Annotated in this window: 26 protein-coding genes; 15 read left to right on the forward strand and 11 right to left on the reverse strand. The window is 64.9% G+C overall.

From position 1 onward, the window contains the following. Nucleotides 1-6 precede the first annotated feature (6 nt). Together A5724_RS04725 and A5724_RS04730 are read left to right on the forward strand one after the other, a co-directional pair. Nucleotides 7-828, forward strand: a complete 822-nt coding sequence (locus A5724_RS04725; protein WP_067797012.1) for a 3-methyl-2-oxobutanoate hydroxymethyltransferase — start codon at nt 7-9, stop codon at nt 826-828. Then, the gene (locus A5724_RS04730; RefSeq protein WP_067797016.1) at nt 825-1,685 is read left to right on the forward strand and encodes an alpha/beta fold hydrolase; all 861 of its coding nucleotides are present in this window, start codon (nt 825-827) and stop codon (nt 1,683-1,685) included. Before A5724_RS04725 ends, A5724_RS04730 begins: the two co-directional genes overlap by 4 nt. On the opposite strand, the gene A5724_RS04735 is transcribed toward A5724_RS04730, so the two are convergent. Further along, nucleotides 1,671-2,411 carry a FadR/GntR family transcriptional regulator gene (locus tag A5724_RS04735; RefSeq protein WP_067797020.1) on the reverse strand — a complete coding sequence of 247 codons (741 nt, stop codon included), beginning with the start codon at nt 2,409-2,411 and terminating at the stop codon, nt 1,671-1,673. The genes A5724_RS04730 and A5724_RS04735 overlap by 15 nt on opposite strands. Nucleotides 2,412-2,554: 143 nt before the next feature. On the opposite strand from A5724_RS04735, the gene A5724_RS04740 reads away from it, so the two are divergent. Continuing rightward, nucleotides 2,555-3,370, forward strand: a complete 816-nt coding sequence (locus A5724_RS04740) for a Fic family protein (protein WP_067797125.1) — start codon at nt 2,555-2,557, stop codon at nt 3,368-3,370. Here the strand turns inward: A5724_RS04740 and A5724_RS04745 are convergent. Beyond that, entirely contained in the window at nt 3,367-4,008 is a 642-nt protein-coding gene (locus A5724_RS04745; protein WP_067797023.1) for a PAS and ANTAR domain-containing protein, read from the reverse strand. The genes A5724_RS04740 and A5724_RS04745 overlap by 4 nt on opposite strands. A gap of 330 nt (nt 4,009-4,338) precedes the next feature. Here A5724_RS04745 and A5724_RS04750 point away from each other — a divergent pair, with 330 nt between their 5' ends. Beyond that, nucleotides 4,339-4,848 (forward strand): alpha-isopropylmalate synthase regulatory domain-containing protein, encoded by a 510-nt coding sequence (locus A5724_RS04750; protein ID WP_197518549.1) that lies wholly within the window; start codon nt 4,339-4,341, stop codon nt 4,846-4,848. Nucleotides 4,849-4,923: 75 nt separating this feature from the next. On the opposite strand, the gene A5724_RS04755 is transcribed toward A5724_RS04750, so the two are convergent. Beyond that, entirely contained in the window at nt 4,924-6,405 is a 1,482-nt protein-coding gene (locus A5724_RS04755) for a cytochrome P450 (RefSeq protein ID WP_067797029.1), read from the reverse strand. 119 nt (nt 6,406-6,524) lie between these two features. On the opposite strand from A5724_RS04755, the gene A5724_RS04760 reads away from it, so the two are divergent. Then, entirely contained in the window at nt 6,525-7,145 is a 621-nt protein-coding gene (locus A5724_RS04760) for a TetR/AcrR family transcriptional regulator (protein ID WP_067797032.1), read from the forward strand. A 10-nt stretch (nt 7,146-7,155) separates the two neighbouring features. Further along, complete coding sequence (locus A5724_RS04765; protein WP_067797128.1) at nt 7,156-8,022, forward strand: SDR family oxidoreductase; 867 nt, start codon at nt 7,156-7,158, stop codon at nt 8,020-8,022. On the opposite strand, the gene A5724_RS04770 is transcribed toward A5724_RS04765, so the two are convergent. Genes A5724_RS04770 through A5724_RS04780 form a run of 3 tightly spaced genes read right to left on the reverse strand, consistent with a single transcriptional unit; the run spans nt 8,019 to nt 10,854 of the window. Next, nucleotides 8,019-9,203 carry an AAA family ATPase gene (locus tag A5724_RS04770; RefSeq protein WP_067797035.1) on the reverse strand — a complete coding sequence of 395 codons (1,185 nt, stop codon included), beginning with the start codon at nt 9,201-9,203 and terminating at the stop codon, nt 8,019-8,021. The genes A5724_RS04765 and A5724_RS04770 overlap by 4 nt on opposite strands. 5 nt (nt 9,204-9,208) lie before the next feature. Then, entirely contained in the window at nt 9,209-10,249 is a 1,041-nt protein-coding gene (locus A5724_RS04775; protein WP_067797038.1) for a DNA polymerase IV, read from the reverse strand. Further along, a complete protein-coding gene (locus tag A5724_RS04780) occupies nt 10,246-10,854 on the reverse strand; it encodes a TetR/AcrR family transcriptional regulator (RefSeq protein WP_067797040.1) in 609 nt (202 codons plus the stop codon). Before A5724_RS04780 ends, A5724_RS04775 begins: the two co-directional genes overlap by 4 nt. Nucleotides 10,855-10,942: 88 nt before the next feature. On the opposite strand from A5724_RS04780, the gene A5724_RS04785 reads away from it, so the two are divergent. The 5 genes from A5724_RS04785 to nrdE all read left to right on the forward strand — a co-directional run bounded on the left by A5724_RS04785 (nt 10,943) and on the right by nrdE (nt 14,974). Continuing rightward, complete coding sequence (locus tag A5724_RS04785) at nt 10,943-11,485, forward strand: NADPH-dependent FMN reductase (protein ID WP_067797043.1); 543 nt, start codon at nt 10,943-10,945, stop codon at nt 11,483-11,485. Nucleotides 11,486-11,531: 46 nt separating this feature from the next. After that, entirely contained in the window at nt 11,532-11,678 is a 147-nt protein-coding gene (locus A5724_RS33585) for a hypothetical protein (protein WP_156752128.1), read from the forward strand. A 415-nt stretch (nt 11,679-12,093) separates the two neighbouring features. Further along, entirely contained in the window at nt 12,094-12,345 is a 252-nt protein-coding gene (locus tag A5724_RS04790; RefSeq protein WP_067797047.1) for a redoxin NrdH, read from the forward strand. A 41-nt stretch (nt 12,346-12,386) separates the two neighbouring features. Then, nucleotides 12,387-12,836 (forward strand): class Ib ribonucleoside-diphosphate reductase assembly flavoprotein NrdI, encoded by a 450-nt coding sequence (gene nrdI / locus A5724_RS04795; RefSeq protein ID WP_067797050.1) that lies wholly within the window; start codon nt 12,387-12,389, stop codon nt 12,834-12,836. Further along, nucleotides 12,803-14,974, forward strand: a complete 2,172-nt coding sequence (gene nrdE / locus A5724_RS04800; protein WP_082964860.1) for a class 1b ribonucleoside-diphosphate reductase subunit alpha — start codon at nt 12,803-12,805, stop codon at nt 14,972-14,974. Before nrdI ends, nrdE begins: the two co-directional genes overlap by 34 nt. A 20-nt stretch (nt 14,975-14,994) precedes the next feature. On the opposite strand, the gene A5724_RS04805 is transcribed toward nrdE, so the two are convergent. From A5724_RS04805 to A5724_RS04815, 3 genes are all read right to left on the reverse strand, one after another. Beyond that, the gene (locus tag A5724_RS04805) at nt 14,995-15,834 is read right to left on the reverse strand and encodes an MBL fold metallo-hydrolase (RefSeq protein ID WP_067797056.1); all 840 of its coding nucleotides are present in this window, start codon (nt 15,832-15,834) and stop codon (nt 14,995-14,997) included. Between the two features lie 33 nt (nt 15,835-15,867). Further along, nucleotides 15,868-16,998, reverse strand: a complete 1,131-nt coding sequence (locus A5724_RS04810; protein WP_067797059.1) for a sulfite oxidase — start codon at nt 16,996-16,998, stop codon at nt 15,868-15,870. A 198-nt stretch (nt 16,999-17,196) separates the two neighbouring features. Further along, nucleotides 17,197-17,847: an HD domain-containing protein gene (locus A5724_RS04815; protein ID WP_156752129.1), complete on the reverse strand. Its 651-nt coding sequence runs from the start codon at nt 17,845-17,847 to the stop codon at nt 17,197-17,199. Nucleotides 17,848-17,983: 136 nt separating this feature from the next. Here A5724_RS04815 and A5724_RS04820 point away from each other — a divergent pair, with 136 nt between their 5' ends. After that, complete coding sequence (locus A5724_RS04820) at nt 17,984-18,973, forward strand: GlxA family transcriptional regulator (protein WP_067797131.1); 990 nt, start codon at nt 17,984-17,986, stop codon at nt 18,971-18,973. Nucleotides 18,974-18,993: 20 nt separating this feature from the next. On the opposite strand, the gene A5724_RS04825 is transcribed toward A5724_RS04820, so the two are convergent. Next, the gene (locus tag A5724_RS04825) at nt 18,994-20,529 is read right to left on the reverse strand and encodes a GMC family oxidoreductase (protein WP_067797065.1); all 1,536 of its coding nucleotides are present in this window, start codon (nt 20,527-20,529) and stop codon (nt 18,994-18,996) included. Nucleotides 20,530-21,106: 577 nt separating this feature from the next. On the opposite strand from A5724_RS04825, the gene A5724_RS04830 reads away from it, so the two are divergent. The 3 genes from A5724_RS04830 to A5724_RS04840 are packed head-to-tail and all read left to right on the forward strand — an operon-like array spanning nt 21,107 to nt 25,795. Continuing rightward, the gene (locus tag A5724_RS04830; protein ID WP_082964861.1) at nt 21,107-22,507 is read left to right on the forward strand and encodes an FAD-binding oxidoreductase; all 1,401 of its coding nucleotides are present in this window, start codon (nt 21,107-21,109) and stop codon (nt 22,505-22,507) included. A gap of 52 nt (nt 22,508-22,559) precedes the next feature. Further along, on the forward strand, nt 22,560-22,964 hold the full coding sequence (locus A5724_RS04835) for an MmpS family transport accessory protein (protein WP_067797134.1): 405 nt from the start codon (nt 22,560-22,562) through the stop codon (nt 22,962-22,964). Continuing rightward, nucleotides 22,961-25,795, forward strand: a complete 2,835-nt coding sequence (locus A5724_RS04840; RefSeq protein WP_067797072.1) for an RND family transporter — start codon at nt 22,961-22,963, stop codon at nt 25,793-25,795. The genes A5724_RS04835 and A5724_RS04840 overlap by 4 nt, the downstream gene beginning before the upstream one ends. Here the strand turns inward: A5724_RS04840 and A5724_RS04845 are convergent. Then, nucleotides 25,752-26,351, reverse strand: coding sequence for a TetR/AcrR family transcriptional regulator (locus tag A5724_RS04845; protein ID WP_067797075.1), 600 nt, complete (start codon nt 26,349-26,351; stop codon nt 25,752-25,754). The two genes, A5724_RS04840 and A5724_RS04845, sit on opposite strands and share 44 nt — an antisense overlap. Nucleotide 26,352 lies beyond the last annotated feature (1 nt).

Consider the following 26,352-nt stretch of genomic DNA (forward strand, 5'->3'; position numbering starts at 1 on the left):
GGCGGCATGACCGACAAGGTGCAACTGAGCGACCTGCAGGCGTACAAGCGCGACGGCCGCAAGATCGTCGGCGTGGTCGCATGGGATTACCAGATGGCGCGCATCGTGGACCGCGCGGGCGTCGACCTGGTTTCGGTGGGCGACACCGTCGGCGTCAACCTGTGGGGCCAGGCCAACCCGCTGGAGATCACCGTCGAACAGATGATGGTGGTCTGCCAGGCGGTACGCCGAGGCGTCACACGTGCGCTGGTGAGTTGCGACTTCCCGTTCGGACCTGTCCAGGAGGGCGCGAAAAGCGCTGTGCGGGCGGCGATCCGGTTCGTCAAGGAGGCCGGCGTCGACATGGTCAAGCTCGACGGCGCGTCTGAACACCTCGACGCCGTGACCGCGGTGGCGCGCGCAGGCATTCCGGTGTTCGCGCAGTTCGGGATCACCCCGCAGACGTCGCTGAAGTACGGGGTCACCTACAGCGCGACGCCGAAGCCCGGCGATGTGGTACCCGACGAGATGCTCGACGAGATCGTCGGCGAGGCAAAGCGTCTCGAGGACGCGGGAGCCGCGCTGCTGAACTTCACCAACTCCGGGCCGACCGTCGGCGCCGCCGTCGCCGAGGCGGTGTCGATACCCGTGGTCGGCGGCTTCGGCGGCGGGCCATGGCTGGACGGCCGGATGCGGATGGTCACCGCGGCGATCGGCTACAGCGCCGACGCGCTGGATTCACCGCCGGACACCTACGCCAACGTCGCGCAGATCGTGCACGACGCGATCACCGCGTACTCCAACGACGTGCGATCCGCGCGCCAGATCGCGGGCGGGCTGAAGCGATGACCGCGGCCACGACCGTCGCCGACGGCATCGTGACCCGCTACGAGGTGGCGGGATCAGGCCCGCCGCTGCTGATGTTCTCACCGGGCGGATTCAACGCCAGCATGGACAGCTGGGAAACCCATGGACTGTACCGCCGCACTCGCATGCTGGCGCAGCTACGCGAACGGTTCACCTGCATCACCTTCGACAAGCGAGAGGCGGGCCGCTCCGGCGGCCGGCTGGAGCGGGTGAGCTGGACCGACTACGTCAACCAGGGCGTCGCGCTGCTCGACCACCTCGGCTACAGTCGGGTCCACATCATGGGTGCGTGTGTGGGTTGTTCCATCGCAACGCTTTTCGCGACGACGCACCGCTATCGGGTGGCGGGCATGGTGCTGTATTCGCCCGCAGGGGGCCCGCAGTACCGCCGCAAGCAGCACGCCCGGTTCACGGCCCATCTTGCGTACGTCGCGGAGCGCGGGCTTGCCGGCGTGGTCGCGTTGGCGGGTGTGACGGAGGCGGGCTTCTCCGACGACGGGCGCGTCGGCCCGTGGGTGTCGGTGCTCCGCAGCGACCCGGAATTCGCCGCCCGCTACGCGCAGTTCGACGCAGGCCGATACCAGACGATCGTCGCGGGCATGAGCAGGCTGCTGTTCGACCGCGACACCGTGCCGGGTGCCGAGCCGGAAGACCTTCTGGCGTCCGACGTTGCCGCGCTGATCGTGCCGGGGGAGGACACCTCGCACGCGCCGTCCGCGGCGCGGTACCTGCAGGAGTGCCTGCCCGCCGCGCAGTACTGGGACGTGCCGGTAGCCGAGCAGACCGCCGACACGGCGCCGGCGCGCGTCATCGACTTCCTTGACTCACTTGCCCTTTGAGACATGCCGCGCGGTGCGGCCGATGTGGGTGCGCATCACGGCGGTGGCCTTCTCGACATCGCGCTTCTTGATCGCCGCGACGAACTGACGGTGTTCGCGGTTGCCGCGGATACCCATCTCGGGGTGGTCGTCCTTGACGTGCTGCAGCGATCGCAGTGTCGGGCCGTGGAACGATTCGGCCAGCATGACGATCGCCGCGTTGTGACTGGCGCGGGCGACGCGGGCATGGAACTCCGCGGACAGCGACATCGGATACGACCCCTTCGCCGCCGCTTCGTCGCCCCGGTCACAGATCTCGAGCAGATCCGCGATGTCTTCCTCGGTGGCTCGCTCGCACACCAACGGAATGATGCCGAGTTCGAGAATCTGTCGCGCCTCCGTGACTTCCTTGTCGGTCAGCTCGGAAAGTGCAAGCAGGTCGATGATGCCCTCGCTGAGGCGAGCGCTGGTGGGGGCGGTGACGAATGCGCCGCCGCGGGCGCCCACCTTGATGGTGACCATGCCGTTGGCCTCGAGTCCGCGCAAGGCCTCGCGCACCGTCACCCGGCTGACCCCGAACTTCTCGCCGAGTTCACGCTCGGCGGGCAACCGGTCGCCCGGCTTGAGCGAGCCGTCGCGAATCAGCAGACGGATCTGGTCGACGATCATCTCGGAGGCCCGCCCCGGGTTCACCCGGCTGAACAGGTCATCTTTTGTCACCCTGGCCGCGCTGCCGTCTGTCGCCATGGACCAATGATAAAGCCATCAGGGCAAATAGTGGGGACCTCGTATCGCCCGGCAGACTCAAAGTCGCACATATTCGCGCCGTTTGGGCGATTATGTGTCTGCTCGCGGTCGATCGTCACCGTCGAGCGCGCCATCTCATGATCATGATCACCCGTGACGGACTGCCGACCCCGCTGCGGCACGCCATCGACCAGACGTTGGCCGCCGAACGCCTGGAAGGCTGGCGGCCGACCGACGCGCATGTCGACGCGCTGACGCGGTTGGCGCGCGACGAGGTGTCCTTCGACGACTACCTCGCGGCCTACCGGGAGCGGCACTCGAAGGCGTCGCCGCCTGCACGGGACTACCGGCAGCTCTTCCGGCGCAACCGGCGGTACCTGATCCCGGGAACGACGGTGTTGCGCAACAACTTCGGCGTCGACTCGCAAACCGCGCTGGCAGAACTCGAATTCGTCGCCACCGCGGGCCGCATGATCGCCTGGCATCGGATGCTCGCCGACGGCGACATCGGCATCGACGGCGTCAATGTCCGGGCTATTCACCAACACCTGTTCGCCGATGTCTACCCGTGGGCAGGCAACTACCGGGTGACCGAACTGCGGCACGACGATTCGCTTTTCGTGTGGCAGTCACACCTCGCCCGGCTGATGGCGCTGCTGGACGAAACCACCCGCGCGCTGGCGGCCACCGGCGCCGGACTCGAGCCCGCCGGGCTGGCGTACCGGCTGGCCCGGCTCTACGCCGACTACAACCACATCCACCCGTTCCGCGAGGGCAACGGCAGGGCAGGCGCGCTGCTGCTGCACACCATCGCCGCGCTGTGTGGCCGCGCGCTGGATCTGACTGAGATCACCCGCGACGCCTGGTATGCGGCGTCGCGGGACAGCATGCCGCTTCGCCGTGACGGCAGGGCCAACCACCGTCCGTTCCTGCCGTTGTTGGCAGGAGCGGTGCGCTAGCAGGCGTCGCTGCGCGTTCCGCGCCGTGGCAGCGGTGAGCGCACCCGCTTGTGTGCGGTCAGCAGCAGATGATCTGCGCGCTCCCGGATGCCTGCCGATACCTGCAATTCAGAGGTCAGATCGTGAAGCAGTTGGGTGGCCAGCGTTCGAAGTTTGGTGTTGGTCTGCTGTGAGCGCCACACCAGAATGTCGAACGCACGGTCCGCCGAGATGCCGTACGTCAGCATCAACGCGCCCTTGGCCTGTTCGATGATCGCCCGATGCTCGGTGAAATCCGCTATCGCTTCCTCGACCATGACCGCATCGTCGACATCGCTGAGATCCACATACAGGCCCTGGCTGCCGATCACGTTGCCCATGTCGTCGGTCAGTCGCTCGCCGATCACCGCCACCGGATGGATGCGGCCGCGCGTGTCGACGATTCGGTGCCGACTGGAGAACGGCCTGCCCTCGCGCGTCATCGCCTCGATGAGCCGCCGCACGTGGTCGGTATCCTCCGGATGCTTGTGCGACATCACCATCGGGGTGGTGGGTTGCACCTGGCCGGCCCTGTATCCATGGATCTGAGCGACGGTTTCCGACCACTCCCAGCGATCCTCGGCGCGCAGATACCGAAACGAACCGACTCGTTCGCCCATCGGGACCGTGTCGTCACGGTGACGAGGATTCTGACTGTTCAATAGTGGTCCCTCGCCGTTTACGCAGGACGTTGCCCATCCTCCAGGGTCCTATGAGAATCCCACCGGCGATCACCCGTAGACAGCCGATAGGCGAACAATTGCTCAGGGTGTTATCCCGAAGACGAAGGAAAAAGCCGTTGCACAGGGTCGGCTCGAGCGCCTAACATCGCGGACGTGCCGAAGCGACTCGTAGTAGCAACCCGCAGCGGGGTCTGATCCTGACCGACCCTCCGCTGTGGGTCGAGCTACTACGTCGGTCACTCAACTCGATCGAGAAGACCGGCACACATGACAATCTCTTCAATCTCTTTCGCAACCAGCGCAGCGCCGCCGACCTCCACCTCGTTCGCGGCACGGATGACCGGCCTGATGCCACGCGGCCTGCGCCAGGAGGCCGACGCGATGACTTTCGAGGCGTTCCACGACGAATACGCGTACAGCCCGGGCCCGCTGCGGCTCGGCAACTGGCAGTGCACCGATGCCGAGCAGCCGTCATCCCGGCTGGGCCCGCATCCCCGCCACTACCAAGCCACGCTGGCGGTCGGTGATCGCATCAGCACGTCGTCGGCCGCGGCCTACGGCCCGGTCGCCGCGCTGACCGAGATGCTCTACGAACGAGGCATCGCGCTCGAAATGACTGCCTTCCACCAGGTTCCGGCCGGCGCGCACATCGCAACGTTCGTGCAGGGTTCCGACGGCGCCCGGTCACAATGGGCGATGGGTTGGTCCGACGATCCGACACAGTCGGCGCTGCGCGCGATCATCGCCTGCGCGAACCGCCTCTTGACCGACGCCTGATCATTCGCCGAAACGGCATTCCAGCACCGAAAGATCGAGAAGAGGCGTGCTGGAATGCCGTTTCGGCGCACACCGTCAGCGGATCGGCCGCAGCACGATCGGCATGCCGTCCAGCGGCACCGGCATTCCGCCGTAGTCGTAGCGCGGCTTGTAGCCCGGGTGCGGAAGCTCCAACCGGTACTGGCGCAAAAGGCGGTGCATCACGGTCTTGATCTCCAACTGCCCGAAGACCATTCCGATGCACTTGTGCGCACCGCCGCCGAACGGCGCGAACGCGTACCGATGCTTCTTGTGCTCGGAACGGGGTTCGGCGAAGCGCTCGGGATCGAACTTCTCTGGATTGGTCCACAATTCGGGCAGGCGGTGGTTGAGCGACGGCCACGTCACCACATCGGTTCCGGCCGGGATGAAGTAGCCGAGCAGGTCGATGTCGCGCACCGCCCGCCTGAAGTTCATCGGCAGCGGGGTGACCATCCGCAACGCCTCGTTGATCACCAGCTCGTAGGTTTCCAGCTTCTCCAGCGCCTCGATGTCCAGCGGGCCGTCGCCGATCCGGGCCGACTCGTCGCGACAGCGGTCCTGCCACTCCGGGTTGGCGGCCAGGTGGTAGGCCATGGTCGTCATCGTCGAGGTCGACGTATCGTGGGCCGCCATCATCAGGAAGATCATGTGCGCCACGATGTCGTCGTCGGTGAACCGCTGGCCGTCCTCGTCCTCGGCCTGACACAACACGCTGAGCATGTCGCTGCGTTCGTGACCGCGGGTCTCAGCGACCCGAGCCGAGAAATAGTCCTCGAGTGTCTTGCGGGCCTCGATGCCGCGCCACCACGTCAACGGCTTCACCGGCTTGCGGATGATCGCGTTGCCTGCCCGGGTGGTGGTGGTGAAGGCCTGGTTGATGGTGGTCACCAGTTCCCGATCCGTGCCAGGCTCGTGGCCCATGAACACCACCGACGCGATATCGAGGGTGAGTTCCTTGGCGGCGGGATGGAACAGGAAGCGCGAGTCGTTGGCGGCCCAGTCGTTGGCCACCACCTGGCTGGCCACCTTGTCGATGTGGTCGACGTAGCCGGACAGCCGGGTGCGCGTGAACGCCTCCTGCATGATCCGACGGTGGAACATGTGCTCGTCGAAGTCGAGCAGCATCAGGCCGCGGTCGAAGAACGGCCCGATCACCGGATCCCACGCGCGCTGCGAGAACTCCTTGTTGCGGTTGGAGAACACCGCCTGAGTGGCGTCGGGGCCCAGCGCCATCACCGAGGACAGTGCAGGGGAGTACTGATAATGGATCGGACCGTATTTGCGGTAGATCTCGATGGCGAAGTCCGGACCGAGCCGGAAGAACTCGATCATGTGGCCGATGATCGGCAGACCGGCGTCACCCATCACGGGCTTCATGCCACTGCCTGCGGGCGGCTGCGCCAACGGGAACTGCTTGAAGTCGTGCCTGCGGAGCCGCTTCTCGGCCAGTCCCATCCCCGGAATGGTGACGGGAGTCGGCTTCAACCGGCGCTTGGCCTGGTCAAACAGGTAGTCCTTGGTGCTGATCGTCGCCATGCATGCTCCTGTCGGCAAAAAGACTGTGGCCGTTGTCACTCCAATCTTCATCCTGAATGCCACACTTGACGCATGTCAAGTTTTGATCCGGCGCGGCGTGAGTGCAAAGGTCTAGGGCAATGAGTGCCCAACCCGCCCCGCAGCAGGTCCGCCGCTCCCGAGGCGACCGGCAACGTGAGGCGATCGTGACGGCGGTTCGCGAGCTACTTCAGGAGCGCTCGTTCGCCGACCTTTCGGTCAGCACGATCAGCGAGCGGGCCGGTGTCGCGCGATCCGGCTTCTATTTCTACTTCGATTCCAAGTACGCGGTGCTCGCGGCAATCCTCGCCGACGCCGGCGAGTTGCTCGACGAACTGACTCACCACTTCGCGCCGCGTGAGCCGGGGGAGACTCCCGCCGCGTTCGCGAAGCGGATGGTGGGCAGCGCGGCGGCGGTTTACGCCAACGACGATCCGGTGTTGTCGGCCTGCGAGGTCGCCCGGTACACCGACGCGCAGATCCGCGAGATGATGGACGACTTCTACGACAGCGTGATCGAGAAGCTGATCACCCTGCTCGAACAGGATCCCGACGCCAGGCCGATCTCCGACGACGTGCCCGCGCTGGTGCGGACGATGGCCGCGGTGACGACGATGACGCTCACGCACGACAGCACCTTCGTCGGCCGCGGGCAGGATCCGGCGCGCGCCATCGACATCGTGGAGCGACTGTGGCTCAGTGCGTTCTGGCCTGACCGGTAGTCTCAGCGCCATGGCTGGCGTCTTCCGGGAAAGCGGCTTTGCGAATAAGCGTTGTTTCATCACCGGAGCCGCCAGCGGCATCGGCCGGGCGACCGCGCTGAAGCTGGCCGTCGAGGGTGCCGAGTTGTACCTCACCGACCGTGACGCCGAGGGCCTTCAGAAGTCGGTCGCCGACGCACGGGCGCTTGGCGCCGAGGTGCCCGAGTCCCGGGTGATCGACATCGCCAGCTATGACGACGTCGCCGCCTTCGCCGACCACATTCACGTGAACCACGCGCCGATGGACGTCGTGATGAACATCGCGGGCGTATCCGCTTGGGGCACAGTCGACAAGCTCACCCACGAGCACTGGAAGTCGATGATCGACATCAACTTGATGGGGCCCATCCACGTCATCGAGACATTCATTCCGCCCATGCTGGCCGCGCGCAATGGCGGGCACCTGGTCAACGTGTCGTCGGCCGCCGGGCTGGTCGCGCTGCCGTGGCATGCGGCCTACAGCGCAAGCAAGTACGGCCTGCGCGGATTGTCCGAAGTGCTCCGCTTCGACCTGGCCCGATACGGCATCGGGGTGTCGGTGGTGGTGCCCGGTGCGGTGAAAACGCCCCTGGTGCAGACGGTTCAGATCGCAGGGGTGGATCGCGAGGACCCGAACGTCAAGCGGTGGACGGACCGGTTCAGCGGGCACGCGGTGTCGCCGGAACGCGCCGCCGACAAGATCCTCGCCGGCGTGCGCCGCAACCGCTTCCTGATCTACACGTCGGCCGACATACGTGCGCTGTATCTATTCAAGCGAACGGCGTGGTGGCCCTACAGCGTTGCGATGCGGCAGGCCAACGTGCTGTTCAGTCGTGCGCTGCGGCAGTCCCGCGTCTAGCGCTTACCCCAGTCCCATGGCGGGGCGGTCAGCATGCCAAGGCCCTTGACCCGCGTCTCACCGAGCTCCTTGTACAACTCGATCTCGACCACGCTGTCCCCGTCGGCCTCGGCGACCGGCACCGTGTCCAGGTACTCCAGCATCGCCCGCGAATGGGTGACCACCAGCACCTGAGTATGCGCCGCCGCCGCCAGGATCAGCGAGGCCAACGGCCGCACCAGCTCCGGATGCAGTGAGGTCTCCGGCTCGTTGAGCACCATAAGGGAAGGGGGCCGGGGGGACATCAAGGCGGCGGCCCACAACAGGAAACGCAATGTGCCATCGGACAATTCGGCGGCGCGCAGCGGACGCAACATGCCGCGCTGCTGCAACTGCAGATCGAACAACCCGTCGCGGACCGCCACCGACAGCGTGGCACCGTCGAACGCGTCGGCCACTGCGCGCGCGAGGTCATCGAAGCCGGCCTCGATGATGGTCTGCACCGCTGCGGCCAGGTCGCTGCCGTCGTCGGAGAGGACGGGCGTGCGGGTGCCGACGTGCGGGTGGCGCGACGGCGCGGCCGCATCGACGCGGAAGCCGTCGTAGAACCGCCAGCTACGCAGCCGATGCCGGACGGCGGCGAGTTCGGGATGCGCACCGGGGTGCGCGTATTCGGCGAGCACGCTGCGGTAGGCGGGCAGCGAGCGCGTCATCTCGTCGAACCCCCTGCCGGATTCCGCGTTGGCCTCCGCGTAGTCGCGGGTGCGGCGCACCAGTGTGGTGCTTGTGCGCATCACCGGACCGGCGAACACCGCTTCGCGCTTGATCTCGGGGTCGAGGGCGAACAACGATCTGTGCCCCGCCATCTGTGGCAGTCCGAGGTCCATCAGATAGCCGAAATCGTCTGAGGCGAAACCCAGTTCGAGCGACACCGGCCCGGTGCGTGTCGTGCCCTCGACCCGTCCGGTCCGGCGCGCGCCACCGAGTTGTTCCGGGCCCGCCCACAACACCGACTCCAGGCCGCCTTCGCGGGCCAGCGAGCCGATCACCTCACCGCGGCCGCAGTCGGCGAGCAAGCGCAACGCCCGATACAACGACGACTTCCCGGTGCCGTTGGCGCCTGTGATGACTGTCAGGCGCGAAAGTGGCAGCACGATGTCGCGCAGCGAGCGGTACCCGCGAATTGCGACCGTCTGCAGCATGTCGTTCAGTGCCCGCCTTCCGGTGCGTCGAGTTCCAGTCGCACGCCGAGCAGTCGGACGGGGCGGTCGAGCTCGAACTGGGCGAGCAGTTCCTGCGCGGTCCGCTTGACCGGCTCGGCGTCGGTGGTCGGCGCGGGGAGCTTGCGGATCTTCGTCCTGGTGTAAAAGGTCTTGGTGCGCACGGTGACTGCGACCCGGGTGACGACACGGCCCTGTTCGACAATCTCGTCGAGCGTCTGCTGAGCCAGATCGTCTACCGCGCACGCCATTTCGGCGCGGTCGGTGAGATCCTGCGCGAAGGTGACGACGTGGCTGCGTGAGCGGGGGACCCATGGCTCGGCGCTGACGTTGGTGTCGCCGCCGCCCTTGGCCAGCAGCAGTATCCACAGCCCGGTGGTCGGCCCGAACGTCGACGTCAGCAGCGTGGCATCGGTCGCGGCGAGGTCGGCGACGGTGGTGATGCCGAGTCCCGCAAGCTTTTTGGCGGTTTTCGGGCCGACGCCCCACAGCGCATCGACCTCGCGGTCGCCCATCACGGCCATCCAGTTCTCATCGGTGAGTCGGTAGATTCCCGCCGGCTTGCCGAAGCCGGTGGCCACCTTGGCGCGCTGCTTGTTATCACTGATACCCACTGAACAGGACAACTCCGTCTGGCCTACAACTTGTCGGATCTGTTCGGCCAGTCGCACCGGGTCCTCGACGTCGGCGCCGACATAGGCCTCGTCCCAGCCCCATACTTCGACGGGGTGGCCGAGGTCGCGCAGCAGGTTCATCACTTCTTCGGAGGCCTCGTCATAGGCCGCGGTGTCGAGCGGCAGGAACGTCGCGTCGGGGCACTTGCGGGCCGCGGTGCGAAGCGGCATGCCCGCGTGCACGCCGAACGCACGGGCCGGATACGACGCGCACGTGACCACCTTGCGTGGCTCGTCGGGATCGCCGTTGCCGCCGACGATGATCGGGAGCCCGGCCAGGTCGGGCCTGCGACGCACCTCAACGGCGGCCTGGAACTGATCGAGGTCGACGTGCAGGATCCAACGAGGCGTCATCGGCCGCAGAGCTTGCCCGCCACGCTTTCCCACGCGTCGCCCAGTTGGTCGAGTGTCCGGCCGCGTTCGTTCAATTGGAGATGCACGTAGTCGACGTCGAGCAGGGCGTGCAGGGCGTACGCCTGGGCGTCGAGGTCGCCGGTGGTGCCTGCCTGTTCGAGCAACACTTGAATGTGCCGATGATGCAGCATCATCGGTTCGTTGAACCGCACCAGCGGGTCGCGGTTGGCATCCGACAGCAGCGCCTGGTGGGCCACCACGAACCGCAACCGCTCGCGGCCATAGGCAAGCAGCCGATCCAATGGGGGCGCACCGGGGCCCAACGGCGGCGGCCCGAACAGGAAGGCCTGCTGCTGAGCCTTCTCGTCCTCGTCGAGCAGCACGATCATCAACCCGGCTCGGCTGCCGAAGCGCCGGAACAGCGTGCCCTTGCCAACCCCTGCCGCCGTGGCGATGTCATCGGTGGTGACCGCCTCGGCGCCGCGCTCGGCTATCAGGCGGCGAGCGGCGTCGAGCAGTAACGTTCGGTTGCGGGCAGCGTCGCCCCGCTCCTGGGGCGCTTGATCGGTGACCTGCAACTCGCGCAGCGGGTGAGAAGCGGTCATGTTTGCAGTTTAGTTCAGGCGGAATAAATCGGACCATGGTCCGGTTGGCGCGTGCGATGATCTCCTGACTATGGAAGGGAACGTAGAGATGTCCGACGCCAAGTTGTTGGTGCTGCTGGGAAGCCTGCGCGCTGCCTCGATCAACCGTCAGTTGGCCGAGCTCGCGACCGAGTCCGCCCCCGAAGGCGTGCACCTGCAGCTGTTCGACCGGCTTGGCGAGCTGCCGTTCTACAACGAGGACATCGACACCGAAGACGTTGCCGAGCCGGTGAAGGCCCTGCGCGCCGCGGCCGCTGACGCCGACGCGGCGCTCGTCGTCACCCCGGAATACAACGGCAGCATCCCCGGCGTGCTGAAGAACGCAATCGACTGGCTGTCGCGCCCCTTCGGCAACGGCGCGCTGAAGGGCAAACCGGTCGCTGTGATCGGAACGGCGCACGGCCGCTACGGCGGCGTGTGGGCGCACGACGAGACGCGCAAGTCGTTCGGCATCGCCGGTGTGCAGGTGGTGGAGGATCTCAAGCTGTCGGTGCAGACGACGGCGTTCGACGGCAGACATCCCCGGGAGAACGCGGAGATCGCCGCGAATGTGCGTGATGTCGTAGGGAAGCTGGCAGCCGAGGTCGGGTAGTGCACTACTCGTGACGGCGCTGGTCCGCGCGCCGCAGCATTCGGGTATGTGCGGATTCACTCGGACTCTGTCGCTGATGGTGCTGACGGTCGTCTCGGGCATCGGGAGGGCCAAGCCGGCCTCGCCCGCTGGCGCCCCGCCGACCCTTCCGCCCGGTACCCGGATCTGTGAGCCCGCCAAGGCGCGCTGCTGATTTGCGCTTTGCTGTTACGTCACCGTGACAGTTCGCGCCGCCAGGCCTGTCGGTGGTCGGTGGTAGACCAGGGTGACGCGCCGCGACACGACCCGAATGTGACATGCGACACGCCCGGCCAAACGCTGGCTGACAGCTTACGACCAGGGAATTTCAGAAATGTTATTCAGAACATCTTGTATCCCTTCGTAATGTCAGACACTAGGTGTAGTGTTTCGAGCACCGACAGACCCCCACCGGTACATGTACCTTCCAGGGTCGGCCGGAGGCCAGAAGTCCGGCGGTGTCGGTTCCCAGACGCACCGGGCAGCAGCCCCGGACGCCTGGAATTTTGAGGGCCCGAGGGCCGCTGAATTTCAGCGACAAGCAGTAACCGACCAGTTGCCAGTCCGTCCGCAGAGGAGCCGTACCGAAGATGACGCAACCTTCGATCACCGTGTACACCAAGCCCGCATGCGTGCAGTGCAACGCCACCTACAAGGCGCTGGACAAGCAGGGCATCGCCTACGAGAAGGTTGACATCACCCTGGACAGCGAGGCCCGCGACTACGTCATGGCGCTGGGCTACCTGCAGGCACCCGTCGTGGTCGCCGGCAACGAGCACTGGTCGGGGTTCCGGCCGGACCGCATCAAGGCCCTGTCCGGGGCGGTCGCGGCGACGGCATAAAGAAGGGGTACTCCGAAAGGCGGAAAGGAGGGGACGTCGAGATGACACCGCGCAACCTCGTCTACTTCTCCAGCGTGTCGGAGAACACCCACCGCTTCGTCGAGAAGCTGGGGCTGCCCGCCATCCGGATCCCGTTGCACGGACGCATCGAGGTCGATGAGCCGTACGTGCTGGTGCTGCCCACCTACGGCGGCGGGCGCGCCACCCCGGACATCAACGATGGCGGCTACGTGCCCAAGCAGGTCATCGCGTTTCTGAACAACGAACACAACCGGTCGTTGATCCGCGGCGTCATCGCCGCGGGCAACAACAACTTCGGCGCCGAGTTCGCCTACGCGGGCAACGTGGTTTCCCGCAAGTGCGGTGTGCCGTATCTGTATCGCTTCGAACTCATGGGAACCCCCGACGACGTGGAAGCCGTCCGCGCGGGCTTGGAAGACTTTTGGAAGGACCAGACGTGCCACCAACCGTCACAGCTGCAGAGCCTGTAACGACCGACGCGCCGGGTGCGCTGCCGGGGGAGACGGACTACCACGCCCTCAACGCGATGCTGAATCTGTACGACGCCGAGGGCAAGATTCAGTTCGACAAGGACCGCGAGGCCGCCCATCAGTACTTCCTGCAACACGTCAACCAGAACACGGTCTTCTTCCACAACTACGACGAGAAGCTGGATTACCTGATCCAGAAGGAGTACTACGAGCGCGAGGTGCTCGACCAGTATTCACGCAACTTCGTCAAGACGCTGCTGGACCGGGCCTACGCCAAGAAGTTCCGGTTTCCGACGTTCCTCGGCGCGTTCAAGTACTACACCAGCTACACGCTGAAGACATTCGACGGTAAGCGGTATTTGGAGCGGTTCGAGGACCGGGTCGTGATGGTGGCGCTGACGCTGGCCGCGGGGGACACGTCGCTGGCGGAGAAGCTGGTCGACGAGATCATGGACGGCCGCTTCCAGCCGGCCACCCCGACGTTCCTGAACTCGGGCAAGAAGCAGCGCGGTGAGCCGGTCAGCTGCTTCCTGCTGCGCATCGAGGACAACATGGAGTCGATCGGACGCTCCATCAACTCCGCGCTGCAGCTGTCCAAGCGCGGCGGTGGAGTCGCGTTGCTGCTGTCCAACATTCGCGAACACGGCGCGCCGATCAAGAACATCGAGAACCAGAGCTCCGGCGTCATCCCGATCATGAAGCTGTTGGAGGACTCGTTCTCCTACGCCAACCAACTCGGTGCGCGCCAGGGCGCCGGCGCGGTGTATCTGCACGCGCACCATCCGGACATCCACCGCTTCCTGGACACCAAGCGGGAGAACGCCGACGAGAAGATCCGGATCAAGACGCTCTCGCTTGGCGTGGTGATCCCGGACATCACGTTCGAGTTGGCGAAGAAGAACGAGGACATGTACCTGTTCTCGCCGTATGACGTCGAGCGGGTGTACGGCGTTCCGTTCGCGGACATCTCGGTGACCGAGAAGTACTACGAGATGCTCGACGACGCGCGGATCCGCAAGACGAAGATCAAGGCGCGCGAGTTCTTCCAGACGCTGGCCGAGTTGCAGTTCGAGTCGGGCTACCCGTACATCATGTTCGAGGACACGGTGAACCGGGCCAATCCGATCGAGGGCAAGATCACGCACTCCAACTTGTGCTCGGAAATTCTGCAGGTGTCGACGCCGTCGGTGTTCAATGATGACCTGAGCTACGCCAAAGTGGGCAAGGACATCTCGTGCAACCTCGGCTCGCTGAACATCGCCAAGGCGATGGACTCGCCGGACTTCGCCCAGACCATCGAGGTGGCCATCCGAGCGTTGACGGCGGTATCCGATCAGACGCACATCTACTCGGTGCCGTCGATCGAGCAGGGCAACAACGACTCTCACGCGATCGGGTTGGGGCAGATGAACCTGCACGGATACCTGGCCCGTGAGCGCATCTTCTACGGCTCCGAAGAGGGCATCGACTTCACGAACATCTACTTCTATTGCGTGCTGTATCACGCGCTGAGGGCGTCGAACAAGATCGCCATCGAGCGCGGCGCGCACTTCAAGGGCTTCGAGAAGTCGAAGTACGCGACCGGCGAGTTCTTCGATAAGTACACCGCGCAGGTGTGGGAGCCGAAGACCGACAAGGTGAAGCAGTTGTTCGCCGATGCGGGCATTCACATTCCGACGCAAGAGGATTGGACTCGGTTGAAGGAGTCGGTGGGCAAGCACGGCATCTACAACCAGAACCTGCAGGCGGTTCCGCCGACGGGCTCGATCAGCTACATCAACCATTCGACCAGTTCGATTCACCCGATCGCGTCGAAGGTGGAGATCCGCAAGGAAGGCAAGATCGGCCGGGTGTACTACCCGGCGCCGTACATGACCAACGACAACCTGGAGTTCTACCAGGACGCCTACGAGATCGGCTACGAGAAGGTCATCGACACGTACGCCGCGGCGACACAGCACGTCGACCAGGGTCTGAGCCTGACGCTGTTCTTCAAGGACACCGCAACCACGCGTGATGTGAACAAGGCGCAGATCTACGCCTGGCGCAAGGGAATCAAGACGCTGTACTACATCCGGCTACGCCAGATGGCTCTCGAGGGCACTGAGGTGGAGGGTTGCGTCAGCTGCATGCTATGAGGCCGGCTGGCGTAGGACCTTCACCCATGCGGTTTGAACGTGTAGGTCTCACCGTGCGCGAGGTAGACGAATTCGGCGCTGGCCGTTGAGGTCTGGGCGGCCTTCTTGAAGTCGTCGAGTCCGGAGAGAAAGACCGAGAAGTCGTTGTAGTGGATCGGGATGGCGGTCTTCGGTTTGGTGATCTCGACGGCCTTGACTCCTTGCTCGCCGGTCATCGTGACCACGGTGAGGAGGAATGTGGTGCCACCGGTGTGCACCAGACCGAGGTCGATGTCGGGATACCGGCGCGGGATCTCCTCGAGGCTGTCGACGAGCATCGTGTCACCGGTGATGTAGAGCCGGTACAGGTGATCGGAGCCCCTGCTGAAGTCGAGCAGGTGCCCATTGACAGGCATCAACAGCCCGTCGACTTCCTCCTCGGTGGCGTGCTTGGCCGGCATGGCGGTGATGTTCAGCGTCGCGTCGCCCTTGTGCACCACGAGCGATTCCCAGGTACCCAGCGCATGGCCCTGTTCGAAGCCTAGACCGCCGAGCTTTTCCACTGCGTCGGCCGTTGAGACGATCGGCAGTTTCTTGTCGAGCTCCTGTGCGGCGACGTCATCGAAATGATCGCCGTGGTAGTGCGACAAGACCACCAAGTCGATCGGCGGCAGGTCAGCGATCTGGCAGGCGGGCTCGACCTCGCGTCGAGCCCAGATGCCGTGGCCCAGATGGACGTGCTCACCTTTGTGCAGGAAGGCGGGATCAGTCAGGATCGTCAGCCCGCCGAACCGGATCAAGGTGGTGGCGTTACCTATGAAATACACCTCGCCCTGATCGAAATCCGCTGCTGCACTGCAGTTTAGCTCCAAAACATTCATCTTCGGCTCTCCTTTGAGGGTGGTGCGCGACCGTTACGCGTTTTCCGGTTCGGGATCGGGATGCCGCAACTCCGATGTGGTCCCGACGGTCAGCTCGATGCGGGCCCAGGCATGGTTGCCGTACCCGCGCGGATTCCACAACGAAGCCGCGGACTCCGGCTGAAGCAGGCCGGTGTCGTCCCAGGCCCGCGCGATGACGCTCAAAGGTCCGGGCTTCGCGTCCACGGTGAGCGACCAGGGCCGCCACGCCCACTGACTTGGCGCGCGATGAAGGTTGGCCTGCTGCCAGCTGCCCCCGCCGTCAATGGACACGTCTACCCGCGCGACGCTGTGGCCGTCGCTGGCGATCCCGTACCCGCGGATGGTCAGCGGACCTGGCGCGACCTGGTCACCGTCGTCAGGAACCAAGATGTCGCAGTTGAGTTCGAGCGTGGACAGCGAAATGCCCTCGCCCGGTCCCGCAGTATCGGCGTCCACCTCGGGTGGCAGGATCCGGTAATCGAGAGCCTGAAAGTAGTTCTGTGACGGGATGGATTGAACCGTGATCCCGGTGACCCATTTGACGCTGCGGGCCCCGATGTATCCGGGGACGACGACGCGCACAGGGCCGCCGTGGGCGCGTGGTAGCGCTTGGCCATTCATCTGCCAGGCCAGTAGCACCTCGTCAGCCATCGCCTTCCTGAGCGGGATGGAGCCGCCGAAGGACTGCACGGGCCGCGCCTCCTGCGCGACGTCCGGCGCGACGAACGCCACATGAAGGCCGTCATCCTGATGGACGCCAGCCGCATGCAGGATGTCTGACAGCCGTACGCCGCGCCACTTGGCGGTCGAGATCGCACCGCGATCCCAGGGGGCCTTGCCGGGTATCGGCCGCACGCGCAGCAGCTCCGCGCGCCGGTTGCCCGCACACGCCAGCGTGGCTATCACCCAGTGCTGATTGAACCGGGTGGTCAGGTCCTCGTAGTCCAGGGTGAGCGGCTTGTCGACCAGCCCGTCGACGGTCAGCTGCCACTCGTCGATGGCGATGTCCGGAAAGGGTCCGTGATTGCGGCCATAGAACGCATCCACCGGGGTGATCTCACTACTCGCCAACACCGAGGGTGGCGGCTCGGCGTTGTACGGCAGTTGGCTGCGCACAATCATGTCGTCGCGCTTATTCCACATCTGCGCACCCCACGCCCGGAGTGTTTGCAACCACAAGGAATTCGCTCAACATCGCGCACCGTGCCCGGCGGCTTGGCGAGGGTTCCCCGCACCGTGCAGGGGAGGCGAAGACGCGGTAGGCGGGCTTCCTACCATTGCCAGAAATCGGATGCTCATTTCGGAGGACCTTTCTCGTTTGTCGATCTGATGATGGGGTGGTTATTCAGGCCAGGAGCTGCTGAGGACGATGTCGACGAAGTCGTCGGGGACGAATGTGGGGTCGTAGTGCTGGAGTACGTCGGCGTTCATGACGCCAAAGGTGGTGTGCGGCCGGTGTTTTAGGCCGTTGGCCAAGGCGGCGAGGAAGCTGCGTTTGAAATCCGGGCGCGGGTGAGCAGTGGTGATGGCTGTGATCGCATCTGAAGAGAGTTGGTCGCGGCCGACGCCGACCACGTCGGTCTCGACACCGGCCTTGACCAACGCGATTTCGGGGTCAAGGAATTGAGTCACTCCGGGCGTCGTATGCAGCGCGATACTCAGCCATACCTTGCGTACGTCAGCCCTGTCGACTCCGCGGTCCAGCAGGAAGTCGCGTGCCGCGTTGGCACCGTCGACTTCGAAGCGCAGCACCGAGGAGCGGTAGCGTCGAGTGAGGCCGAAGTCGTGGAACATCGCCCCGGCGTAGAGCAATTCGGGATCTGTCTGCAGGCCGAGGCGACGGCCCTGCAGCGCGGCGAACAGGAACACCCTGCGGGAGTGGTCGAACAGCACGTCGTCTTCGGAGTCGCGAATGAACTCAGTCACTTCGCGCACCAGTGCGGTGTCGGGGATCGCCACGCCGGCAATGGTGTGGGTCGGCTGAGGGGCCATGGTCATCTCTCCTAGGGCGGGGCTGCATCTACCACTCTGTGCCGGTTCAATGTCATAAACGCACGGCTATTGCGACCTCATGCCCTCAAAAAGGGACACAATGGCATGCGTGGTGCAAGCCGATGCGCATTCGCGGGTGGTGGTGGTCGTCGTTTTCGACGGGGTGACGCTGTTAGATGTCGCGGGGGCGGCCGAAGTCTTCGCCGAAGCCAACCGGTTCGGCGCGGATTATCAGCTCAGGATCGCGTCGGTGGATGGGCGCGATGTGACGACGTCGATCGGAACCCGGCTAGGTGTCACTGACAGCCTCTGGTCAATAGAAGTCGCCGATACCGTGCTGGTCGCCGGCAGTGACAATCTGCCTGCGCGGGCGATTGATCCCACGCTGGTCGCGGCCGTCAAAGCGGTGGCCGGCCGGACCCGGCGTCTGGCGTCCGTCTGCACGGGGTCGTTCATCCTCGCGCAGGCCGGTCTGCTGAACGGCCGACGTGCCACCACGCACTGGCACGAAACTCGGTTGCTCGCCCGCGCCTTTCCCGACATCACCGTTGAGCCAGACGCGATCTTCGTCCGTGACGGTGATGTCTTCACCTCGGCCGGGGTGTCGTCGGGGATCGACCTCGCGCTCGCCCTGGTCGAACAGGATTGTGGCACCGACCTCGTCCGCGACGTGGCCCGCTGGTTGGTCGTGTATCTGAAACGCGCAGGGGGGCAATCACAATTCTCGACGCTGGTCGAGGCCAGTCCGCCACCTCAGTCCGCGCTGCGAGCGGTCACCGATGCGATTGCGTACAACCCTGGCGCGGACCACAGTGTGAAAAGTCTTGCCGCGCGCGCATCCCTGAGCACCCGACAGTTGACACGGCTGTTTCGATCCGAACTCGGAACAACCCCAGCCAATTACGTCGAACTGGCGCGAATCGACGCCGCCCGCTCGGCGCTTGACGCTGGCCGCACCGTCTCCGAGACCGCGCACTTGGCAGGGTTCGGCAGCACCGAGAGCCTCCGCCGCGCATTCATCGCCCACCTCGGCCTCTCGCCAAAGGCCTATCGAGACAGATTCCGCACCGCCGCCCGCGACGGTGAGTCCGGCAGTCTGCTGGACTCTGAGAACGAAACAGTCTGAAGTGACTGAGCAATCGTCGATTACGTGTGGTGCTGGGTGCGGATCAGGTCGGCGGCGCGTTCGGCGATGCCGTAGACGGTTGCGGCGGTGTTGGCGGTGACTATCGAGGGCATCACCGAAGCGTCGGCTACGCGCAAACCTTCGATGCCGCGTACCCGCAACTGCGGATCGACGACAGCCATCTCGTCGCCGCCCATCCGGCATGTGCCCGCGTAGTGGAAGTAACACCGCAGACTGAGCCGAAGGTATTCGTCCAATGAGTCGTCGGCGTCGTCGACGTGCGGTCCCGGATGGACTTCTGCGCCGCGCCAACCGGCCAGAGCTTCACCCTCACCGATTCGGCGGGCTAGCCGTAAGCCCGCGCGCATGGTCGCGACATCACGCGCATCGGCCAGGTAATTGGGGTCCACTTCCGGCAGCATGCCGGCGTCGGGGCCGGCGAGCCGTATCCTGCCCCGACTGTGCGGGTTGATCGCCGAGAACATGATGGAGTAGCCATGCTCCGGTGTCGGCAGCGTCGGCACAGGCAACGGCAGGCTGTGGAGCACGAATTGTAAGTCCGGCCCGTCGAACTCGAGGCTCGTGCGGATGAACCCCATGGCTTCGCCCGTTGCGTTGGCCGGTATCGAGGAAATGGGCTGACTGGCCTCGTAGGTCAGCCAAGCCAACGGGTGGTCCTGCAGGTTGGCGCCGACTCCGGGTAGCTCGAGCACGGGCTTCACACCCACTGCACGCAGGTGCTCGCTCGCACCGATGCCGGACAACAGGAGCAACTGCGCCGACCCGATAGCTCCCGCCGTGAGCACGATTTCGCGGGTGCAGGCCACCGTCGCCGTGGTTCCACCGGTTTTGAACTCAACACCTGTGGCACGTCCATCGGCCACCACCACACGGCGTACCAAAGCGTCGGTCACTACGTCGAGGTTCGACCGGTTCATTGCGGGGATCAGGTATGCGTCGGCGGCGCTCTGGCGCGCCCCGTTCACGATGTTGAAATCGGGCCAGCCAAAGCCGATTTCAAGGCCACTGCTGAGGTCGCCCGCTCGTCCGCAACCAACCTCGACGGCGGCCTCCACAGCGGCGGCGATCATGGGATTAGGGGTAGGCGGGGTGCCCACGATCAGCGGGCCGTCGACTCCGCGGACAGCCGGGTCACCGTTCGTCGCAGTCTCCGAGCGCCGAAAGTAGGGCAACAAGTCGTCAAAGCCCCACCCGGGTGCGCCGCATCGTGTCCACGCGTCGTAGCCGGTATGGTGACCGCGCACGAAGACGAGGCCGTTGATGCTCGACGAACCACCAAGGCCACGACCGCGAGGCGTTGCGACTCGCGTACCCGTGAAGGCATTGACCGCACCACTGTCACCCCAGACGGCAGTGCTTCCAAGCAATGACAACCACGCCGCAGGCACCGCCATGGCTTCCAATGGCTCACGAGCGCCTGCCTCGATCAACAGCACATGAATGGTCGGGTCTTCGGATAGTCGCGCTGCCAAGACGCAACCCGCCGTTCCTCCACCCACCACGATGTAGTCATAACTTTGCCGTGTCGGCTCCATAGCAGGCGCTCCGTCTCTTGACTTTCATGACCACTGATGCAGCGGGCTCGAGGCGCGCTGTGGCGACCCTTGTTTCAGGACAACGGCGTTGAACACATTTCGCCTGTATGGAAGTAACGCGAATATCTCGATACCCCATCTGTTGGGAATCGTGTTCCTCGTCACTGTTTCTGGCCACGAACATGCCCGTCGTCGACGGCCGAGCCCGGCCCTCATGGTTCGCTGATCCACCTTGAATCGAACGCTGGCCGCTTCAGCGATATCAAAGGAAATGCAGTGATGGGCAGTGTGATTCGTCGTACGAGTGCTACCCAACAGGGCATGTTTCACCCTTCGCGGTAGGCCTGGGAGGGTTAATCCCGCAGGGCTTTGAGGCAGCCGATCGACGTCCCAGCCGCCAGAATTTCGCGTTAGTGTTGGTAACGTGAAAAGTCTCGGCCGCCGCCGTGCTCGGGATGTGGCGGGACGCACGAGCCAGAAGGTGCTTGGGCACACGACATTCCATGAGCCGGATGCGTTCGGACTGTCTGTCGTCCCTGCTCTGGCCTACCTCACTTGAAAGAAGGAGAGCGCCCCCATGTCTTTCGATGATTCGTCTCTTCCGCCGGTGCAGCGAGAGGAGGCCGAGGCCTTCGCAAGGGCGGTGGCAGGCCAGGTTCTGCTGCCAGGTGACGCGGGATACGACGCGGAACGCGCCGTCTTCAACCTGAATCACGAACTGGCGCCCGCGGTCATCGTGGTCGCACAGAGCACCGCTGACGTCCAGGCGGCAGTCAAGTTCGCGGCGGGACAGCACCGGCCGGTCCTGGTGAAGACCACCGGCCATCAGATAGTCGGCACAGCGCGCGGCGCCGTGCTGATCACGACGCACCGGATGAGTGAAGTCACCATTGACCCCGTCCGTCGCACGGCCAGAGTCGGCGCCGGAACGATCTGGGCCGATGTGGTGCAGAAGGCGGCCGAAGTGGGGCTGGCACCGCTCAACGGGTCGAATCCCACGGTAGGGGTCATCGGTTACACCCTGGGCGGCGGTCTCAGTCCCACCCTAGGCCGCTCTCACGGGTACGCCGCAGACCACGTGCGCGCAGTCGACCTGGTGACCGCGGACGGCGAACTGCGGCATGTCGACGCGGATTCGGACCCGGAATTGTTCTGGGCGCTGCGCGGCGGCAAGGGCAACTTCGGAGTCGTCACGGCGCTGGAATTCGACCTGTTCGCGGTGCCCCGCCTCTACGGCGGCGCGCTCTATTTCCCTGGCGAGCGCATGGCCGATGTCCTGCGAGCCTGGACGGCGTGGCACCCGACCACGCCGGAGACCATGAGTTCCTCATTCGCCGCGCTGCGCCTGCCGCCACTGCCCGAAATACCCGAACCGCTGCGCGATGCGTTCACAGTGTCGCTACGGATCGCCTACACGGGCACCGTCGAGGATGGCGAACGGATGATTGCGCCGCTGCGGGCGATCGGTCCGGCGGTCCTCGACACCGTCGCGGACATGCCGTACGCCGACGTCGCGTCGATCCACAGCGAGCCGACCGACCCATTGCCTTACTACGAGCGCAGCATCACGCTGCGGGAGTTTCCCGAGAAGGCACAGGACAAGTTGGTCGACCTCGTCGGCGCGGACTCCGACACCACCCTGTGGATCGCCGAGCTGCGTGCGCTTGGCGGCGCCTGGGATCGGCAGCCGGAAGTGCCCAACGCAGTGGCGACCAGGGGGCTGCCGTACGTCCTGCTGGGCGTCGAAGTCGGTCCATTGTCAGAGGAGCAGCGGCTCAAAGAATCGGTCGCCGGGCTGCTCGACGGCATGGCGCCGTGGCAGGGTGACCGGCGGGTGGTGAACAACCTCGCTCCCGAAGAGGCGGCCGACGCAATCGCGATTTACGGGCCGCAATGCTACGCGCGACTCGCCGCCGTCAAGAAGACGTACGACCCGACCAACATGTTCCGCCTCAACCACAACGTCGTGCCGGCATAGCTGATTTCGGTTGCGGTACACACGGGTTGAGTCACGAGTGCTGCGGCATTGGATGGTTTTGGTGGCGGTGCTGGTGGCCGCGTTGGCGGGGTTCGCGGTGTATCGGCTGAACGGGATATTCGGCTCCAAGGACGTCACCTCGACCCCGAGCGGGGCGGCCAACGAGATTCACGCGTTCAACCCGAAGCATGTGGTGATGGAGGTGTTCGGGCCGCCGGACACGGTCGCGACCATCACCTACACCGATGTCAACGCCCAGCCGCAGCGGGTCGACAATGCGACGCTGCCGTGGACCTACGACACGACCACCACCCAGCCGGCCGTCTTCGTCAACGTCTCCGCCCAGGGCGACAGTGACTCGCTGGGCTGCCGGATCAAGATCGACGACGTGGTCAAGGACGAGAGAACGGTCAACGCGTTGAACGCCTTCACCTACTGCTTGGACAAATCCGGATGAGCCAACACCTGGCCATATGGGTGCGACGGTTGTGTGTGCCGATCGCGTTGTTCTGGTTGGCGACCGCGGCGATCACGAACGTGTTCGTGCCGCAGCTGGAGAAGGTCGGCGAAGAGCACAACGTGGCGTTGAGCTCGCCGAGTTCGCCGTCGCTGCAGGCGTTTCAGCGCATCGGCAAGGTGTTTGGTGAGTTCGATTCCGATAGCGCTGCGATGGTGGTGCTGGAGGGGAATCAGCCGTTGGGTGCGCAGGCGCACCGCTACTACGACGAGTTGGTCAAGCGGTTCAACGCCGACACCAAGCATGTGCAACATGTGCAGGATTTCTGGGGCGATCCGCTAACCGCGGCGGGCTCGCAGAGCCCGGACGGTAAAGCCGCCTACGTGCAGGTGTTTTTGGCGGGCAATCAGGGTGAGGCGCTGTCGCTGGAGTCGGTCGACGCGCTGCGCGACATCATCGCCAAAACGCCTGCACCACCGGGCATTCACGCCTACGTCGCCGGCTCGGCCGCGCAAATCGCCGACCAATTCGAGATCGGCAACGCGAGCACTGTGCCGGTTACGCTGCTGACGGTCGCGGTGATCGCGGTGATGTTGCTGATCGTCTACCGATCGCCGGTAACCATGGTTTTGGCACTGCTCACGGTGCTGGTTCAGATGGCGGCCGCGCGGGGGCTCGTCTCGTTTTTGGCCAACGTGGGACTCATTGGGCTGTCGACGTATTCGACGAACATCTTGACACTGTTGGTCATCGCCGCCAGCACCGACTACGTCATCTTCCTGCTCGGCCGCTACCACGAGCAGCGCAACAGGGGGGTGGACCGAGAGGCTGCCTTCCACAATATGTACCGGTCGACCTCTCACGTGATCCTGGGATCGGGGCTGACGATCGCGGGTGCGGCGGCGTGCCTGTACTTCACCCGGTTGCCGTACTTCCAGAGCCTGGGCATCCCGGCGGCGATCGGCGTGCTCGTGTCACTGGTCGCCTCTCTGACCCTTGCACCGGCGGTGGTGGCGGTGGGCGCTCGGTTCGGGCTGTTGGACCCCAAGCGTAAGACCGCCACGCGCACCTCCCGGCGGATCGGGACCGCGATCGTGCGGTGGCCGGGACCAATCCTGATCGCCACGATGGCGTTAGCGTTCATCGGGCTGGCGGCGCTGTCCGGGTACAAGGTCAGCTACGACATCGGCGAGTACATGCCGGCCAGTGCGCCGTCGAATGTGGGGTATGCGGCCGCCGAGCGGCACTTCTCCAAGGCGCGGCTGAATCCTGAACTGTTGATGATCGAGGCCGACCACGATCTGCGCAATCCCACCGACATGATTTTATTGGAGCGGGTGGCCAAGGCGGTGTTCCACACCGACGGCATCGCCCAGGTGCAGTCGATCACCCGACCGTTGGGCACGCCGCTGGACAACACCTCGATCCCGTTCCAGCTCAGCGCCAACAGCGCCGCACAGATCAACAACCTGCCGTTCCAACAGGATCGGGCCTCCGACCTGCTGCGGCAGGTTCAGGTCATCAACGACTCGATCGACGTGCTGCGCCAGCAGTACGCGTTGCAGCAGCAATCCAGCGCGATCACCCACGAGCAGAGTCAGGCGTTTCAGGACACTGTGGCCACCGCGCAGAACCTGCGCGACAAGATCGCCGACTTCGACGATTTCTTCCGCCCGCTGCGGAACTACTTCTATTGGGAGCCGCACTGTTTCGACATCCCGGCGTGCTGGGCGTTGCGGTCGCTGTTCGACGCGCTCGACGGCATCAACGAGTTGACCGATCAGCTGGCCAACGTCTCGGGCAGCATCGCCAAGCTCGATGAGTTGCAGCCGAAGTTGTTGGCGCTGATTCCGCCGCAGATCGCCAACCAGGAGACCAACCGCGACCTGACGATGACCAACCATGCGACCACGTCGGGGATCTACGACCAGACCGCCAAGGCGTTGGAGAACTCGACGCAGTTGGGGGCGGCCTACAACGCGTCGAAGACTGATGATTCGTTCTATCTGCCGCCGGAGGCGTTCAGTAACCCGGAGTTCCTGCGCGGGCTCAAGCTGTTCTTGTCGCCGGACGGCAAGGCCGCGCGGATGATCATCACCCATGACGTGGATCCCGCGACGCCGGAAGGCATTTCGCATATCGATCCGGTCAGGCACGCAGCCGAAGAAGCGGTCAAGGGGACACCGTTGGCGGGGTCGAAGATCTATATCGGCGGCACGGCGTCGACGTACAAGGACATCGCCGAGATGGCGCACTACGACCTGATCATCGCCGGCATCGCGTCGTTGAGCCTGATCCTGCTGATCATGTTGTTCATCACCCGAAGCCTGGTGGCGGCGTTGGTGATCGTCGGCACGGTGGCACTGTCACTGGGCGCCTCGGTCGGCGTATCGGTGTTGGTCTGGCGATATCTCCTGGGTATCCAGTTGTATTGGGTGATCCTGCCGTTGTCCATCATCCTGCTACTAGCGGTGGGCTCGGACTACAACCTGCTGTTGGTGTCCCGGTTCAAGGAAGAGATCCACGCGGGCATCAACACCGGCATCATCCGGTCCATGGCAGGCACCGGGTCGGTGGTGACCGCCGCCGGGTTGGTGTTCGCCTTCACCATGGCAGCTTTCATCTACAGCGACCTGCGGGCGCTCGGACAGATCGGGACGACGATCGCGCTGGGTCTGCTGTTCGACACCCTGATCGTGCGGTCGTTCATGACACCGTCGATCGCCGCGCTGCTGGGACGGTGGTTCTGGTGGCCGCTGCCGGTGCGCCAACGACCGACTCCAACGGTTACGCACCGTGGTCCACCACGAGCGGCGCGAGCATCTCGATGAGCGCCACCTTGGTCGCGCGCTTGCTGAGTCCCGAGTTGATCCGTAGCACCTCCCACGTGTGCACATCGCAGATGGCGACCAGTTGCGCCAACCGGCGATTACGCTCGGCCCTGGGCAGGCCGGCGAGAGTGTCGGAGAAAGCCTGCTCACACCATCTGCGGTGGCCCGTCCGGCCGGCGGCGAGGATGTCGCGAACCGCCGGGGTAGTGGCCTCTTCGGCGAGCATCTTGAGCGTGAGTCGGCCTGAGAGTTCGTAGTTGTGAACCAGATTGGCGACCACGTCGTCGAGGACATTGGGACGGGCCCGGCCGCGGCGTTCGACCACTTCGCTACCCATTTCGGCGAACATGGCGGCGAACACCGCATCCTTGTCACCGAACCGACGCAACACGGTCTGCGTCCGCACTCCGGAACGGGCGGCAATGTCGGCAAGGGTGATCTCAGCGAAGGGCCTGTCGGCGAACAGTTCCCAAGTGGCTTCGAGTATCGCGGTGGCCGTACGCGCGGTGCTGACGGCGCGCGCGGTCATCCGGTACGGCCGCGTGGCGCCTTTCATA

The sequence above is a fragment of the Mycobacterium sp. ACS1612 genome (assembly GCF_001667505.1).
Lineage (GTDB): Bacteria > Actinomycetota > Actinomycetes > Mycobacteriales > Mycobacteriaceae > Mycobacterium.